At 64.9% G+C, this 15,899-nt stretch carries 9 protein-coding genes and 3 pseudogenes; 7 read left to right on the forward strand and 5 right to left on the reverse strand.

Annotation, left to right across the window (positions count from 1 at the left end):
- Window positions 1-146: 146 nt before the first annotated feature.
- Window positions 147-1,838 carry a methyl-accepting chemotaxis protein gene (locus tag ONR75_RS07750; RefSeq protein ID WP_265082087.1) on the forward strand — a complete coding sequence of 564 codons (1,692 nt, stop codon included), beginning with the start codon at window positions 147-149 and terminating at the stop codon, window positions 1,836-1,838.
- 175 nt (window positions 1,839-2,013) lie between these two features.
- On the opposite strand, the gene ONR75_RS07755 is transcribed toward ONR75_RS07750, so the two are convergent.
- Window positions 2,014-2,205, reverse strand: coding sequence for a hypothetical protein (locus ONR75_RS07755; protein ID WP_265083932.1), 192 nt, complete (start codon window positions 2,203-2,205; stop codon window positions 2,014-2,016).
- Here ONR75_RS07755 and ONR75_RS07760 point away from each other — a divergent pair.
- Both ONR75_RS07760 and ONR75_RS07765 read left to right on the forward strand, forming a co-directional pair.
- Window positions 2,186-5,368, forward strand: coding sequence for an efflux RND transporter permease subunit (locus ONR75_RS07760; RefSeq protein WP_265082088.1), 3,183 nt, complete (start codon window positions 2,186-2,188; stop codon window positions 5,366-5,368). The genes ONR75_RS07755 and ONR75_RS07760 overlap by 20 nt on opposite strands.
- Window positions 5,358-6,569 carry an efflux RND transporter periplasmic adaptor subunit gene (locus tag ONR75_RS07765; protein ID WP_265082089.1) on the forward strand — a complete coding sequence of 404 codons (1,212 nt, stop codon included), beginning with the start codon at window positions 5,358-5,360 and terminating at the stop codon, window positions 6,567-6,569. The genes ONR75_RS07760 and ONR75_RS07765 overlap by 11 nt, the downstream gene beginning before the upstream one ends.
- Before the next feature lie 228 nt (window positions 6,570-6,797).
- Here the strand turns inward: ONR75_RS07765 and ONR75_RS07770 are convergent.
- Window positions 6,798-8,305: pseudogene (locus tag ONR75_RS07770) on the reverse strand (acetyl-CoA acetyltransferase).
- Between the two features lie 152 nt (window positions 8,306-8,457).
- A complete protein-coding gene (locus ONR75_RS07775) occupies window positions 8,458-9,591 on the reverse strand; it encodes a nitronate monooxygenase (RefSeq protein WP_265082090.1) in 1,134 nt (377 codons plus the stop codon).
- Between the two features lie 326 nt (window positions 9,592-9,917).
- On the opposite strand from ONR75_RS07775, the gene ONR75_RS07780 reads away from it, so the two are divergent.
- Window positions 9,918-11,576: a flavin-containing monooxygenase gene (locus ONR75_RS07780; RefSeq protein ID WP_265082091.1), complete on the forward strand. Its 1,659-nt coding sequence runs from the start codon at window positions 9,918-9,920 to the stop codon at window positions 11,574-11,576.
- A gap of 147 nt (window positions 11,577-11,723) precedes the next feature.
- On the opposite strand, the gene ONR75_RS07785 is transcribed toward ONR75_RS07780, so the two are convergent.
- The gene (locus ONR75_RS07785; RefSeq protein ID WP_265082092.1) at window positions 11,724-12,503 is read right to left on the reverse strand and encodes an SDR family NAD(P)-dependent oxidoreductase; all 780 of its coding nucleotides are present in this window, start codon (window positions 12,501-12,503) and stop codon (window positions 11,724-11,726) included.
- Window positions 12,504-12,662: 159 nt separating this feature from the next.
- Here ONR75_RS07785 and ONR75_RS07790 point away from each other — a divergent pair, with 159 nt between their 5' ends.
- The 3 genes and pseudogenes from ONR75_RS07790 to ONR75_RS07800 all read left to right on the forward strand — a co-directional run bounded on the left by ONR75_RS07790 (window position 12,663) and on the right by ONR75_RS07800 (window position 14,904).
- Window positions 12,663-13,457: an enoyl-CoA hydratase/isomerase gene (locus tag ONR75_RS07790; RefSeq protein ID WP_265082093.1), complete on the forward strand. Its 795-nt coding sequence runs from the start codon at window positions 12,663-12,665 to the stop codon at window positions 13,455-13,457.
- Window positions 13,458-13,490: 33 nt separating this feature from the next.
- Window positions 13,491-14,474, forward strand: coding sequence for a phosphotransferase family protein (locus ONR75_RS07795; protein ID WP_265083583.1), 984 nt, complete (start codon window positions 13,491-13,493; stop codon window positions 14,472-14,474).
- Window positions 14,475-14,534: 60 nt separating this feature from the next.
- A pseudogene (locus ONR75_RS07800) lies at window positions 14,535-14,904 on the forward strand (DUF6285 domain-containing protein).
- Between the two features lie 156 nt (window positions 14,905-15,060).
- Here the strand turns inward: ONR75_RS07800 and ONR75_RS07805 are convergent.
- Window positions 15,061-15,839, reverse strand: a pseudogene (locus ONR75_RS07805) (enoyl-CoA hydratase-related protein).
- Window positions 15,840-15,899: the final 60 nt, after the last annotated feature.

Genomic DNA, 15,899 nt, shown 5'->3' on the forward strand with positions numbered 1-15,899 from the left:
CGTGATGAATATCGGATTAGCGTGTTCGCCCGGGGCCTGCTTTGCCCGAACGGCAGGGTTCTCGCGAGGATTTTGTCTCGCACGATGAGCCGCCTCGGTTCGCCTTCGATGGTGCTGACCACGGAACACCAGGATTCTGAAACGACATGTTTTCTCAATTTTCAATTCGAATGAAGATGACGATCGTCATCTCCATTCTGCTGCTGTCGATGTCGGGGCTCGGATTGCTTGCCGTCCGAAGTATGCAGTCGATCCACGCCAAGGCCGCCGATATCCGGACCAACTGGTTGCCGAGCGTGCGTGCCGTCGCGGAATTGCGGGCCGAGACCATCAATTACCGGAATATTATTCGCAAGCACATTCTGGCGGAGACCGCGCCGGCCAAGGCTGCTTCCGAGAAACGATTGAGCGAAGTGGTCCAGGTGATCGCCAGGATCCGCGACGGCTATGTGAAGTTGATCACCTCTGCGGAGGAAAAGGCGCTCTATGACAAATGGAGCGAGCAATGGACCGCTTATGGAGCAGGCGCCCAGGAGGTGCTCGCTCTTTCGCATGCCAGCGTCGGCAAAATTCCCCATGAGGCGAACGACCTCAATGAAAGCAAGGTCAACGATCTCGGAAAAGCGGCCGATATCACCCTGGAAAAGGATATCGATCTGAATAACAGGGGCGCAGATGCCGCAGGCAAGGCTGCCGATAGCGACTATGCAACGGCGTTCGGAGTTCTTGCGGTCATTCTCGGGGTGAGCGTTGTATTCGGCGTCGGTGTCGGTATTTATCTCGTGCGCGACGTATCACGCGGCATTGCCTCGATCGTCACGCCGATGACGGCGCTGGGCACCGGCGACCTCACCGCCGTGGTGCCGCATCAGGGCATGAAGACGGAGATGGGGATGATGGCTGACAGCCTTCAGGTCTTCAAACAGGCCTTGATCGACAAGCGCGCTGCTGACGAAGCCGCCGGCCTCGATGCGCAGGCCAAGATCGAGCGCGGTCAGCGGCTCGACCGCATCACCAGCGATTTCGAAGCCATGATCGGCGAGATCGTCGAGACCGTGTCGTCGGCCTCCACCGAGCTGGAGGCGTCTGCCGCCACCCTGACCGCCACGGCGGAGCGCTCCGAAAATCTCGCCACCACGGTGGCTTCGGCATCGGAAGAAGCGTCCACCAATGTGCAGTCGGTGGCCTCGGCCACCGAGGAAATGGCGTCGTCGGTCAACGAGATCAGCCGCCAGGTGCAGGATTCCGCGCGCATCGCCAGCGAAGCGGTGATGCAGGCGGAAAAGACCAACGAGCGGATCGGCGTGCTGGCGGCCGCGGCCAGTCGCATCGGCGACGTCGTCGAGTTGATCAACAACATTGCTGGCCAGACCAATCTGCTGGCGTTGAACGCGACCATCGAAGCGGCGCGCGCTGGCGAGGCTGGCCGCGGCTTCGCGGTGGTGGCGTCGGAGGTGAAGGCGCTGGCCGAGCAGACCGCCAAGGCGACCGGAGAGATCAGTGCGCAGATCGACAGCATGCAGGCGGCGACCGGCGAGTCGGTGAGCGCGATCAAGGAGATCGGCGTCACCATCGCCCAGATGTCGGAAATCGCCTCGACCATCGCCTCGGCGGTGGAAGAGCAGGGCGCCGCGACGCAGGAGATTTCCCGCAACGTCCAGCAGGCGGCGCAGGGCACCCAGCAGGTCTCGGCCAACATCACCGACGTGCAGCGCGGAGCTACCGAAACCGGTGCGGCCTCGACGCAGGTGCTGTCGGCGGCGCGGTCGCTGTCGCGCGACAGCAACCGGCTCAAGCACGAGGTCGGCAGGTTCCTCTACACGGTCCGCGCCGCCTGACCGGCGAATAGCGGGCGGGCGCGGGGGCGATCACGCGCTGCGCGTCGCACTGGGTTCCGTCAGCGTCAGGCACCGCCGCACAATCGTCTTGCGCGAAGGTGTCTCAATAGGCAGGCGCGGCGCGCAGAAAACAGGCATTGCGCATCGTGAAGTCGGCACGCCGTCGCTCTCGGGCTCAAAACGGTTGCCCCGCCGCCACGGCCGGGTGCCAAATCGCACTGATGTCCTCGAAGTGAAGCGGTCTGATGCCGCGGACGTTGGCTATTCTGCGGGGTTCAGGTAAATCTTTGCCGGCGAATGGAAGGTCCTGCGCATCGTCCCCACGGCATTTGAGGAATACCTGTTCGATGATTGCTTTGGTGCGCATTGCGTTGAGCCGACCCTATACTTTCGTCGTGCTCGCGCTGCTGCTTCTGATCGTCGGCCCGCTGGCGGCTTTGCGCACGCCGACGGATATTTTCCCCGAGATCCGCATCCCCGTCATCGGCGTTATCTGGGGCTATACCGGCCTGCCGCCGGACCAGATGGCCGGGCGCATCACCACGCCGTTCCAGCGTGCGCTGACCACCACGGTCAATGACATCGAACACATCTCGGCGAATTCCTATGCCGGCTTCGGCATCGTCAAGATCTTCTTCCAGCCCAATGTCGATATCCGCACCGCCAACGCCCAGGTCACGGCGATTTCCCAGACGTTGATCCGGCAGCTGCCGCCGGGCGCGACTCCGCCGCTGATCCTGAACTACTCGGCGTCGACGGTGCCGATCATCAACATCGCGCTGTCCGGCGAAGGCTTCAACGAACAGCAGCTGCAGGACATCGCCTTCAACCAGTTGCGCACGCAGCTCGTCACCGTGCCCGGCGCGGCGATTCCGTTTCCGTTCGGCGGCAAGCAGCGGCAGGTCACCATCGATCTCAACCCCGGCGCGCTGCAGGCGCGCGGCCTGTCCGGCCAGGACGTTGCCAACGCACTGGCCGCGCAGAACCTGATCACGCCGGTCGGTACCCAGAAGATCGGTGCGTTCGAATACACCATCAATCTCAACAATGCCGCGGTGAAGATCGACGAACTCGGCAACCTGCCGATCCGCAGCGTCAACGGCGCCATGCTCTATGTGCGCGACATCGCCACTGTGCGCGACGGTAATTCGCCGCAGACCAATATCGTCCATGTCGACGGCAGCCGTTCGGTCATCATGCAGGTGCTGAAGGCCGGCTCGGTGTCGACGCTGGATATCATCGCCGGCATCAAGCAGAAGGTGATCGATTACGGCCCGGCGCTGCCGGACGGGGTCAAGATCAGCTATATCGGCGACCAGTCGGCGTTCGTGCGCGGCGCCATCGAGGGCGTCGCCGTCGAAGGCGTCATCGCAGCGCTGCTGACATCCGTGATGATCCTGCTGTTTCTCGGCAGCTGGCGCTCGACGGTGATCATCGCGGTGTCGATCCCGCTGTCGATCCTCGGCGCCATCATCATGCTGTCGATGATCGGCGAGACGCTCAACATCATGACGCTGGGCGGCCTCGCTCTGGCGGTCGGCATCCTGGTCGACGATGCCACGGTGACCATCGAGAACATCAACTACCATCTGGAGCACGGCAAGGACGTCGAGCCGGCCATCATGGACGGCGCCAACCAGATCGTGGTACCGGCCTTCGTGTCGCTGCTGTGCATCTGCATCGTGTTCGTGCCGATGTTCTTCCTCAACGGCATTGCGCGCTTCCTGTTCGTGCCGATGGCCGAAGCCGTGATGTTCGCCATGCTGTGGTCGTTCCTGCTGTCGCGCACGCTGGTGCCGACCATGGCCAAATACCTGCTGCACAAGCACGTGCAGCATGCCGAGGGCGAGCGACCGCCCACGCGCAACCCGCTGGTGAAATTCCAGCGCGGCTTCGAGGCCCGCTTCGAACGATTTCGCGCGGGCTATCACGGGCTGCTCGATCTGGCGCTCTCGCACCGTCCGGTGTTCGTGGTCGGCTTTCTCGGCGTTGTCGCCGTCTCCTTCCTGCTGGTGCCGTTCCTCGGCCGCAACTTCTTTCCCACCGTCGATGGCGGCAGCATCCTGATGCATGTGCGCACCCAGGTCGGCACCCGGGTCGAGGAAACCGCCAACCAGTTCGCCGACATCACCAAGGCGATCCGCAAGATCATTCCGCCGGACCAGATCGACGCGATGACCGACAATATCGGTATGCCCGTCTCCGGCATCAATCTGACCTACAACAACACCGGCGTGATCGGATCGCAGGACGGCGACTTCCAGATCAAGCTGAAGGAACACCACAAGCCGACCGCGCTCTATGTGCAGGCATTGCGCGAGCAACTGCCGCGGCAGTTCCCCGGCGTCAGCTTCGCCTTCCTGCCCGCGGATATCGTCAGTCAGATCCTGAACTTCGGGGCGCCGGCCCCCATCGATCTGCAGATCAGGGGCAACAACCTTGCCGGCAACTATGCCTATGCCAGCAAGCTGCTGGCGCAGATGCGCCGCATTCCCGGGATCGCCGACGCGCGCATCCAGCAGTCACCGAACAATCCGGGCTTCAACGTCGATGTCGACCGCACCCGCGCGCAATATGTCGGCCTCACCGCACGCGACGTCACCAATTCGCTGGTGGTCAATCTGGCGGGCAGTTCGCAGGTGGCGCCGACCTATTTCCTGAATCCGGACAACGGCATTTCCTATTCCATCGTGATGCAGACGCCGCAATACAGGATGGACTCGCTGGGCGCCCTGGAGACGCTGCCGATCACTGCCGTCAATGCAAGCACAACGCCGATCCTTGGCGGTGTTGCGAATATCAGGCGATCGGCTTCCAACGCCGTGGTGTCGCAATACGACATTCAGACCATGGTGCAGATCTACGCCACCACCCAGGGCCGGGATCTCGGCGCGGTCGCCAATGACATCTACAAGGTGATCGACGCCACCAGGGCTGATGTGCCGCGCGGCAGCAACGTCGCTTTGCTCGGCCAGGTGCAGACCATGAATTCGGCCTTCTCGGGCCTGCTGTTCGGCCTGCTCGGCGCGGTCGTGCTGATCTACCTGCTGATCGTGGTCAATTTCCAGTCGTGGTCCGATCCCTTCGTGATCATCACCGCGCTGCCGGCGGCGCTCGCCGGCATCGTCTGGATGCTGTTCATCACCCACACCACATTGTCGGTGCCGGCGCTGACCGGCGCCATCATGTGCATGGGCGTCGCTACCGCCAATTCGGTGCTGGTGATCTCCTTCGCCCGCGAGCGCTACGCCATCCTCGGCGACCCCATCGCCGCCGCCTCGGAAGCCGGCTTCGTCCGCTTCCGGCCGGTGCTGATGACCGCGCTGGCGATGATCATCGGCATGGCGCCGATGGCGCTGGGGCTGGGCGAGGGTGGCGAGCAGAATGCGCCGCTCGGCCGCGCCGTGATCGGCGGCCTGATTTTTGCTACGATTGCCACGCTGGTGTTCGTCCCGGTGGTCTTCAGTATGGTCCACAAGAAGCAGTCGCCTGCGGAAGCGGGCAGCTCGGAGTTGTCGCATGTCCACTGATCCCAAGCAGGTCGACGCGAAGCCGGTGTCCCTGCGCAAACTCGGGCTGGTCGGGGTTGTCGGCCTGTGCGCGGCCGGGGCCATCGTCGTCACCGGCATCATGGCGCGGGCGAAGACCGACAGCGAGCTGAGGAGCTGGACGGAAGCGCAGGCGATCCCGAGCGTGGCGGTCGCCAACGCCGACCCGCGGGCGCTCAACGCGACGCTGGATCTGCCGGGCCGGCTCGAGGCCTATACAAGGGCGCCGATCTTCGCCCGGGTCAGCGGCTATCTAAAGGAGTGGAGCGCCGACATCGGCGCCCAGGTCAAGGCCGGCCAGGTGATCGCCGAGATCGAGGCGCCCGATCTCGACCAGCAGCTGCTGCAGGCCCGCGCCGACCTCGCCAGCCAGCAGTCCAGCGCCCGGCTGTCGGAGGCGACGCTGACCCGCCGCAAGTCGCTGGTCGCCTCGAACTTCGTGTCGGCGCAGGAAATCGACGAGCGCTCCGCCGACCTCGCCAACAAGAAGGCGGCGGTCAATTCCGGCACCGCCAATGTCGAACGGCTGGAAGCGCTGGCCGGCTACAAGAAGATCACCGTGCCGTTCGACGGCGTCGTCACCCAGCGCAACACCGACGTCGGCGCGCTGATCTCCGGCGGCACCGGGACGGGGCTGGCGATGTTCGTGATCTCCGACATCAGGAAGCTGCGCGTCTATGTCGATGTGCCGCAGAGCTATGTGCCGGCCATCCGGATCGGTGCCAAGGCCATCATCTCGGTCCCCGATTATCCGAACCGGACCTTCCCGGCGACCGTCGAAGCCTCCTCGCAGTCGGTCGATGTCGGCTCCGGCACCACCCGCATGCAGCTGGTGCTGGACAATCCGAAGGGCGAACTGATGCCGGGCGGCTACGCCAATGTGAAGATGAGCCTGATCCGCGACAGCGCGCCGCTGCACATCCCGGCCGGTGCGCTGATCTTCAGCAAGGACGGCCTGCGCGTCGCCACCGTCACCGCGGACGACAGGATCCTGTTCAAGCCCGTGACCATCGCCCGCGACCTCGGCCGCGACATCGAAATCGGCTCCGGCATCGCGCCGGACGATCGCATCGTCACCGCGCCGCCGGATGGTCTGAACGACGGCGACCAGGTGCGGGTGTCGAATACGGCGAAAGACACCAAGCCGGCCACAGCGTCGGAAAAGCAGGACGTGAAGGGCTGAGAGTAGGTCTGACGGCCGATTGACAAAGCAACGCGGCTCTGTTTTTCCCTCTCCCACAAGCGCAGCGAAGCTGCGCGCAGGCGGGAGAGGGTGGATCGAAGCCCCGCGAAGCGGGGTTCGAGACGGGAGAGGGGCTCTTGCTTCAGAGCCCGTGGCCCCCTCTGCCGCCCGCGCTGCGCGCGGCCACCCTCCCCCACGAGGGGGAGGGGACTACAGCGCCCGAGGCCGCTACCCCACTTTCCACTCCAGCACGCCGTCCCCAGCCGCGCTGATCGTCCCCACCGTCCCCACCGTCCCCACCGGGCTGCGGTCCATGTTCATCAGATGCGCCAGCGTGGCGCCATCAGCCGGCACACGCGCCAGGGCGCGGGCATTGTCGGCGGTGCGCAGGATCACCACGCCGTGCTCGGCGTTGCCGTTGCGTCCGTAGATCACCGTAAAGCTCTCGACCGTGCCGTTGCCCGATGCTTCCGTGACATAGCGCGGCACCGGCCGGCGGTTACGGTCGGCCTCGGCCTGCACGTTGGTGTCCTGTGCCAGCGCGTCCCTGGGAGGTTGCGACGACAGCACCAGCGCATGATGTTTGGTGACGAAGCCACCCTGGCCATAGAGCAGGCCGGTTGTCGCGCCGGCGCGGATCTTGCGCACCATGGCGCAGGCGGCATGCGCCATGTAGTCGTTGAGCGGTGCACCGAAGAAGGTGAGGCCGCCGGTTACCGTGGGCATCACGTCGGCGCCGAGGCCGAGCGTCCGCCGCGCCATCTTTGGCACGCAGGGAAAGCAGCTGTATAGCTCGATGGCGTCGAAGCCCTTGTCGTTGGCCAGATCCATCGCCGCCGTCAGCACCGCATTCTGGGCGTGGCTTTCGTAGAACTGGTCACGATCGAGATAATCGCGCGGCTCCTCGGCCGAGGCGCCGCCGTGGATGTGCACCATGCGGTCCTCAGGGATCCCTGCGGCGCGCGCCTTCGCGAGGCTGGTCACCAAAATCGCCGCCGCCTGGTTGACCATCGGGTTGGCCACCATCAGCTTGGTGTAGGGCCAGGCGATCAGCCGGTTGTCGGGAGTGGGCGTGGTGATCTCGGCGGGCGTGTAGGCCTTCTTGATCCAGGCTTCGGGATTTTGGGCGGCGACTGCGGCATAGCGCGCCCACAGTTCGCCGGACTCTTCGGCCGCTTCGCGCGGCGTCAGCCCCCAATGCGCGGCCGTCGCCGCTTCGTAGAACGGATACACCGTGACCGGCTTGGCGACGCCGAGTGTGGCGGCCATCGGCCTCTGGTAGTTGGCGCCGCGCAGCGGCTCCGGCGCGTCATGGGCAAAGGGCGGCCACGGCAGTGTCACGCCGGCGCGCTCGGCCTTGGTGGCGGTCGACTGCGCCTCCGCGCCGCAGATCGCCGCCACGCGGGATTCGCCGCGCGCGATACGTTGCGCCGCCTCGTGGATGTAGCGGATCGGACTCTCGCCGCCGACAGGGCCGTAGTAGCAATGCTTCGGTGCGATGCCGAGCCTGTCGCTGAGCAGCTTTGCCGGATCGTGATAGCGCCAGCTCAGAAAATTCACGATGTCGAGGAGTCGATGTCGTGGAGCAGCCTGCCGCCGCTGTCCTGTTCCGCGCGCGTGAGTGCCTGCACCATCAGCGCCAGCGGCTCGAGGCCGGCGGCGATCTCCTTCGGATGATCGGAGAATTCGCCGACGCCGACGATGACGGGAATGCGGTCTTCAGTTTGGTCGGTCATTTTGTTGTTTCACTTTCTTAGGTCATCATCTCGCCGTCGCCCGTCGAGGCTCGCCGAAGCGGCGAGCACCTCAGGGTGACGGCTGCAACAAGCTTATCGTCATCTTGAGGTGCGCGCAGTTGCGCGCCTCGAAGGATGGCTGCGAGCTCCATCTATTCCGCTACCAGCGCAGCCAGATGCTCGGCGGCATCGGCAAAATCTTCCTTGAACTCCTGCACAACTGCGCCTGCGGATTTGACGCTGTCAATCAGACCGACGCCCTGGCCGACGAAATAGCTGACCAGGTCGCGCGCGGCGGCATTGCCAGCCGCGGCGGAACGATCGATGGAGGCGAAGGCGTCGCGGCTGATGATGCTCTGTAACGGCATGGGCAGCGCGCCCGGACTGTCCGGCCCGCGATCCCAGGCGTCGGTCCAGACGGAACGCAATTGCCGTGCGGGTTTGCCGGTGCGGCCCTTCGAGCGCACGGCATCGCGCGACGAGGCGGCGATCATCTTCTCGCGAAAGATCTCCGTCGTCTCGGATTCCACCGTGGCCAGCCACACCGAGCCGGTCCAGGCGCCGGCGGCCCCCATGGCCATGCACCCCGCCATCTGCCGTCCGGTCATGATGCCGCCAGCGGCCAGCACCGGCACGTCGCGGATCGGCTTGATGGCCTTGATCACTTCCGGCACCAGCACCATGGTCGATACCTCGCCGCAATGGCCGCCGGCCTCGGTGCCCTGCGCCACTAGAATGTCGACGCCCGCCGCCACCTGGCGGATGGCGTGCTCCCGGGCGCCCACAAGGGCCGCGACCGGCACGCCGTGCTGCTTGCCCATCTCGATCATTGCCTTGGGCGGCACGCCCAGCGCATTGGCGATCAGCCGGATCGGATGGTTGAAGGACACGTCGAGCAGTTCCAGCGCCCGCGTGCCGTCGAATGGCTGCGGCTGGTCGGCCGGCACTTCGGTCATGGTGAGCTCGATGCCGTATTTCTTCAGCAGGTTTTCGGTGAAATCGCGATGCGCCGGCGACACGCGGCTCTCCAGGCTCTTCCACGTCACGTTCTTCTCGCCGGCCGTCGACATGTTCTCCGGGATCAGCACGTCGATGCCGTAGGGCCTGCCATCGACGTGGGCGTCGATCCACTTCAGCTCCTGCTCCAGCGTCTCCGGCGAATGCACGGTGGCGCCGAGCACGCCGAAGCCACCGGCGCGGCTGACGGCGGCGACCACGTCGCGGCAATGGCTGAAGGCGAGCAGGGGAAAGTCGATCCCCAGCATCGCGCAGATTGGCGATTTCATGATGCGTTGCTCCCGGCGGGGTCGTGCCCGCTCGTTCGGCGGGTTGCTGCGACGCTAGCGCAGGAGATGCGGTGGTGCCAAGAGAGGCGAAGCTTTTGCCATTGTCGTCACCCGCGAAAGCGGGTGACCCAGTTTGCCGTCGCGCAAGCGAGTCGCTCGGAAGGCGCGTTGACTGGATCCCCGCTTTCGCGGGGACGACAGCAGTACAATGTCATTCCGCCCGGCAAAATATCGGCCGTGCGCGTCGCCGATTTCCTGCTTGCGCTTTCGCGTCATGGGGCAAATGCTGGGCGCAACAAGCAAAATAAAACGCAGGGAGCAACACCATGGCCACGCAGCCGCAATCCGCCCAGGGCAAGCCAGCCGCGCGCTATGACGTCGTCGTGGTCGGCGCCGGATTCGCCGGCCTGTACATGCTGCACCGACTGCGCGGCCTCGGTCTTACGGCGCGGGTCTATGAGCAGGGCGGTGATGTCGGCGGGACCTGGTACTGGAACCGCTATCCCGGCGCGCGCTGCGACGTCGAAAGCATGCAATATTCGTTTTCGTTCGACGACGAACTGCAGCAGACGTGGAACTGGAGCGAGCGCTACGCGCCGCAGCCGGAAATCCTGCGCTACGCCAACCACGTCGCCGACCGCTTTGACCTGCGCCGCGATATCCAGCTCGACACCCGCGTCGAGTCCGCCGTGTTCGACGAGCACAGCAACCGCTGGACGGTGACGACCTCCGGCGGCAGCGTTTCCGCGCGCCATGTCGTGCTGGCCACCGGCTGCCTGTCCAATGCCCGGATGCCGGAGTTCAAGGGCCTGCGCGATTTTCAGGGCGAGGTCTATCACACCGGCCACTGGCCGCATGCACCGGTGGACTTCACCGGCCTGCGCGTCGGTGTGATCGGCACCGGTTCGTCGGCGATTCAGTCCATTCCGCTGATCGCCGAGCAGGCGAGCCAGGTGTTGGTGTTTCAGCGCACCGCCAATTTCAGCGTGCCGGCGCGCAATGCACCGCTCACCGACGAGGAGCGCGCGCGCTGGCGCGCGGATTATGCAGAGCTGCGTCGGCGCGCCCGAGAGGATATGAAGAACGGTATCCTGCAGGTGGTGCCCGACCGCGGCGCGCTCGACGATCCCGACGATATCAGGAGCCAGAAATACCAGGCGCGCTGGACATCGGGCGGACTGACCTTCATGGGTGTCTACAACAATCTCGCGCTGGAGCAGGCTGCCAACGACACTGCGGCGAATTTCATCCGCGAAAAAATCGCGGAGATCGTTGAGGATCCCGAGACCGCAAGACTGCTGCAGCCGGACAACCATCCTGTCGGTTCAAAACGCATTTGCGTCGATACCGACTACTACGCCACCTTCAATCGCCCGAACGTGAAGCTGGTGGATATCCGCTCGCATCCGATCGAGCAGATCCTGCCGCATGCGGTGCGCAGCGGCGGCAAGGATTATGAGGTCGATGCCTTGGTGCTGGCCACCGGCTTCGACGCGATGACCGGCTCGGTGGCGAAGATCGACATTCGCGGCCGGGGCGGCCAGACGCTCAACGACAAATGGGCGGAAGGCCCGCGCACCTATCTCGGCCTGATGAGCGCCGGCTTCCCCAACCTGTTCCTGATCACCGGCCCCGGTAGTCCCTCGGTGCTGTCGAACATGATCGTGTCCATCGAGCAGCACGTCGACTGGATCGCCGACTGCCTCGCCTATATGGGCGACCGCGGCGTTGAGACCATGGAGGCGATGCGCCCGGCCGAAGACAAATGGGTGGCCCATGTCAACGAGGTCGCGCAGGGCACGCTCTATCCGCAGGCCAATTCCTGGTACATGGGCGCCAACATCCCCGGCAAGCCGCAGATCTTCATGCCCTACATCGGCGGCGTCGGCGTCTACCGACAGATCTGCAACGACGTCGCGGCAAAGGATTACGAGGGATTTGCGATGACGGTGGAGACGGTCACGCACAAGGCGGCGGCATCCTGACGAGCGCTCAACATACTCGGCCGTCATCCTGAGGCGCCGTCGCACTTGCGACGGCCTCGAAGGATGTGCCGCCTGCGCTTGTCGCCGCATCCTTCGAGGCTCGCCAAGTGGCTCGCGCCTCAGGATGACGGCAGCGGAGTGTTCGCCTCAAAACGCCGTATAGCCGCCGTCGATCACGAATGTATCGGCGGTGTGATAGGACGACGCCTTGCTCATCAGATACACCGCGATGCCGCCGAAGTCGGACGGCTCGCCGAACCGGCGCATCGGAATTCGCGGCATCACATTGGCGACGAACTTGTCGTTGGCCATCAGGCCCGCCGTCATGTCGCTCTTGATCCAGCCCGGCAGGATGGCATTGGCGGTGACGCCCTGGCGCGCCAGTTCGACGGCGAGCGCGCGGACCAGCGCGTTGATCGCGGCCTTGGTCGCGGCATAGTGCTCGTTGCGCGCGGTGCCGAAGATCGACGCAAGGCTGGAGGTCGCCACCAGCCGGCCGAACTTGTCGCCGGCTTCCGCCCGCTCGGTCATGTGCCGCGCCGCTGCCTGGAAGACGTGAAACACGCCGTCGAGATTGGTGGCGAACATGCTGCGCCACTGCTCCTCGGTGCGATCGATGAAGGCGTGGCGTCCGCCGCCGCCGATGCCGGCATTGGCAAAGCAGCCATCGACCCTGCCGAACCTTTGCAGCGTGGCATCCATGGCGGCCTTCACCGAAGCCGTGTCGGTGACGTCGCAGACCTGGCTGTCGACCTTGCCCGCGCTGCCCGCCATGGTCGCGGCCGCCATCGCATTCTTGTCGGCGTTGCGGCCCCAGATCGAGACGCTGGCGCCGGCCGCGGCCAGTGCCTGCGCGATGCCGAGGCCGATGCCGCCATTGCCGCCGGTGACGATGGCCACACGGCCGCTCAGATCGAAGATGCTCATCGGCGTTTCCGTTGTTTGGCGTGCGTTGGTCGCGCGTCCGGGGGCGATCAGGTGCTCGCGCGGGAGCATGGACAAGCGCGCCGGAAAAATCAAATATGCAGAGATCAAATGCTTCTGCCACACCGCGGAATAAACACGCGGATCATTGACGAGGAAACGATGCAGTTCACCCATGTCACGCTCGATTTCGACGGCCCGGTCGCCATCCTCACACTCGACCATCAGGAGGTGATGAATGCCGTGTCGATCGACATGCTCGGCGGTCTCGGCGAGGCGCTCGATGCGATCGACGATAAGCGCGACGAGGTACGCTGCCTGGTGATCACCGGTGCCGGCCGCGCCTTCTGCACCGGCGCCAATTTGCAGGGCCGCAACAACCAGGTGACCAAGACGAAGAGCGGCGCCGGCGCCGCGCTGGAGACCGCCTTTCATCCGTTCCTGCGCCGGCTGCGCAACCTGCATTGCCCGATCGTGACCGCGGTGAACGGCCCCGCCGCCGGCGCCGGCATGAGCTTCGCGCTGATGGGCGACATCATCCTGTGCGCGCGCTCGTCATATTTCCTGCAGGCATTCCGCCGCATCGGGCTGGTGCCGGATTGCGGCTCGACCTGGCTGCTGCCGCGCCTGGTCGGCAAGGCGCGCTCGGTGGAGCTGTCGCTGCTCGGCGAGCGGCTGCCTGCCGAGAAGGCGCTGGAATGGGGCCTGATCAATCGCGTTCATGAGGATGCGGTCTTGATGGAGGAGACCATGAAGCTCGCCCACGACCTCGCCAACGGCCCGACGGTGTCGCTGTCGCTGATCCGCAAGATGTACTGGGAGAGTTCGGAGAATTCCTTCGAGGAGCAGATCAACCTCGAATACGAATCGCAGCGCATCGCCGGCGCTACCGAGGATTTCAAGGAAGGCGTCTCCGCGTTCCTCGAAAAACGTCCCGCCAAGTTCAAGGGCAAGTAACTGCGCGTGGGCGGCTTGACCGCCGCGGCAACCATGGACGAGCTGCTGGCGCGCAGCGCGGCGGCGTGGTGTCCGGGCGCTACCGGCGTGACGTCGGCGGTGCGCCTGTCCGGCGGCGCCAGCCAGGAGACGTGGTCATTCGACATCGTGCATCCCGATGGCGCGATCGGCGCCATCCTGCGTCGTGCGCCGCAGGGTTTTGGCGCGGCATCGGGGCGCGCCTGCGGGCTCGACACCGAGGCGGCCTTGATTCGGCTGGCCCGGAACGCCGGCGTGCCGGCGCCGGTGGTGCTGCATGTGCTGGAGGATGGTGACCGGCTCGGCACCGGCTTCATCATGCAGCGGATCGACGGCGAGACCATCCCGCGGAAGATTCTGCGCGATGCGATTTTCGCCGGGGTGCGCCCGAAACTGGCGCGACAGGCCGGCGCCATCCTGGCAAAAATCCACGGAATCGCGCTGCCACAATTGCCTGAACTTCGTCGCATGACTGCCGCAACGGAAATCGACGAACTTGCCCGCGACATCCGCAGCTTCAACTGGCCGCGGCCGGTATTCGAATTGGCACTGCGCTGGCTCCGCGATCGCGACCCCGGTCCGCCGGAGCACACCACCCTCGTGCATGGCGATTTCCGTCACGGCAATCTGATGATCGGGGCCGACGGCATCCGCGCCGTGCTCGACTGGGAGCTGGCGCACACCGGCGATCCCATGGAAGATCTCGGCTGGATCTGCGTCAATTCCTGGCGGTTCGGCGAGATCGACAAGCCGGTCGGCGGCTTCGGTTCGCGTGAGGATCTGTTCGCCGGCTATCAAGAAGCCGGCGGCGGCCGCATCGATGCCGAGCGCGTCAAGTTCTGGGAAGTGATGGGCACCTTGCGCTGGGGCGTGATGTGCTGCGGCATGATGCAACGGTTTCGCGAGGGACCTGAGCATTCGGTCGAGCGCGCCATGATCGGGCGCCGTTCGTCGGAAACCGAGATCGATCTGTTGCGGCTGCTGGCACCGCGGGCATGATCCCGAAAAGTGGAATCCGGTTTTCGGACAGGATCATGCCCCGTCAAGAAGGATCATGAAATGCAGGACGAACCGACCCCGGTTGAACTGATCAATGCGGTCGCCGAGTTTCTCCGCGCCGACATCGTGCCGCAAATTTCCGGCCACGCTGCCTTCAAGCTGCGGGTCTCGCTCAATGCGCTCGATCTGGTGGCGCGGCAATTGTCGTTGCAGGGGGAGCGATGCCGCGGAATTGCACGGTCTGACTATGCTGCTCGGCGTGCACGGCACGCTGGCAGGCTTGAACGCAGACCTTGCCGAACGTATTGCGCAGGGCAACATCGATCTGGAAACGCCCGGCGTGAAGGATCATCTGTGGCAGACGACGCTAGCGAAGCTGGCTGTCGATCAGCCAAACTACGCGGCGTATCAAGAAGAACTCAAAAAGTAGCTACGCACTGGCGCTAGCCACACGTGTCCCGGACGCGGTGCAGCGCTCTTTGCGCTGCTCCGCAGATCCGGGACCCATGGGCGACAAGAAAAGTGGGCCCCGGATCTGCGAAGCAACACTTCGTGTTGCATCGCGTCCGGGGCACGCAACAGTTTGTTACTTTCCCACCCAGTTCGGCTTGCGCTTTTCCGCAAACGCCTTCGGGCCCTCGATATAATCCTGCGACGCCACCATCGCCTTCACCGCGGGATATTCGCGCTGCTCGGCGATGGCCTGTTCCAGCGATACGGCCAGCCCGCGTTCGATGACCTGCTTGGAGGCGCGGATCGACATCGGACTGTTGCCACAGATGGTCTGTGCCCAGCGCTCGGCAGCGGCCAGCGCCTGGCCCTGCGGCACCACCTCGTTGACGAAGCCGAGTTCAAGGCCCTCCTGTGCTTTGACATGGCGGCCGGTGAGGATCATGCCCATGGCGCGCTTCAGACCGATCTGACGCGGCAGCCGGTGCAACCCGCCGGCCATGGCGGCAAGGCCGACGCGCGGTTCGGGCAACGCGAACACCGCATTCTCCGAGGCGATGATCAGGTCGCAGGCCAGCGCGATCTCGAACCCCCGCCCATGGCGACGCCGTTGACCGCGGCGATGATCGGTTTGTCGCAATCGAACCGCGCGGTAAGTCCGGCAAAGCCCGACGTGTTCCAGCCGCGCTTGCCGCCGGCAGCCTGCCATTTCAGGTCGTTGCCGGCGCAGAACGCCTTGTCGCCGGCGCCGGTGACGATCGCCACCCATTGTTCGGGGTCGGCGGCGAAGTCGTTGAACACGTCGTGCAGCTCATTGTGTGCGTCGGTGTGCAGCGCGTTGTACACTTCGGGCCGCGACAGCGTCACGATGGTGATCGGACCCTTGCGGGTCACGGTCGAGAATTGCAGAGCCATTGCGGCCTCCCTTGTTTTTTCGTTGTGCAGAATATCCGGCGATGGGCCGCGCTTGACTTG

Source organism: Rhodopseudomonas sp. P2A-2r (assembly GCF_026015985.1).
Classification (GTDB): domain Bacteria; phylum Pseudomonadota; class Alphaproteobacteria; order Rhizobiales; family Xanthobacteraceae; genus Tardiphaga.

What these genes read in the sequence shown, in the direction of transcription:
- ONR75_RS07750 (WP_265082087.1), top strand. Translation starts at nt 147, where the DNA reads ATGTTTTCTCAATTTTCAATTCGAATGAAGATGACGATCGTCATCTCC.
- ONR75_RS07760 (WP_265082088.1), top strand. Translation starts at nt 2,186, where the DNA reads ATGATTGCTTTGGTGCGCATTGCGTTGAGCCGACCCTATACTTTCGTC.
- ONR75_RS07755 (WP_265083932.1), bottom strand. Translation starts at nt 2,205, where the DNA reads ATGCGCACCAAAGCAATCATCGAACAGGTATTCCTCAAATGCCGTGGG.
- ONR75_RS07765 (WP_265082089.1), top strand. Translation starts at nt 5,358, where the DNA reads ATGTCCACTGATCCCAAGCAGGTCGACGCGAAGCCGGTGTCCCTGCGC.
- ONR75_RS07775 (WP_265082090.1), bottom strand. Translation starts at nt 9,591, where the DNA reads ATGAAATCGCCAATCTGCGCGATGCTGGGGATCGACTTTCCCCTGCTC.
- ONR75_RS07780 (WP_265082091.1), top strand. Translation starts at nt 9,918, where the DNA reads ATGGCCACGCAGCCGCAATCCGCCCAGGGCAAGCCAGCCGCGCGCTAT.
- ONR75_RS07785 (WP_265082092.1), bottom strand. Translation starts at nt 12,503, where the DNA reads ATGAGCATCTTCGATCTGAGCGGCCGTGTGGCCATCGTCACCGGCGGC.
- ONR75_RS07790 (WP_265082093.1), top strand. Translation starts at nt 12,663, where the DNA reads ATGCAGTTCACCCATGTCACGCTCGATTTCGACGGCCCGGTCGCCATC.
- ONR75_RS07795 (WP_265083583.1), top strand. Translation starts at nt 13,491, where the DNA reads ATGGACGAGCTGCTGGCGCGCAGCGCGGCGGCGTGGTGTCCGGGCGCT.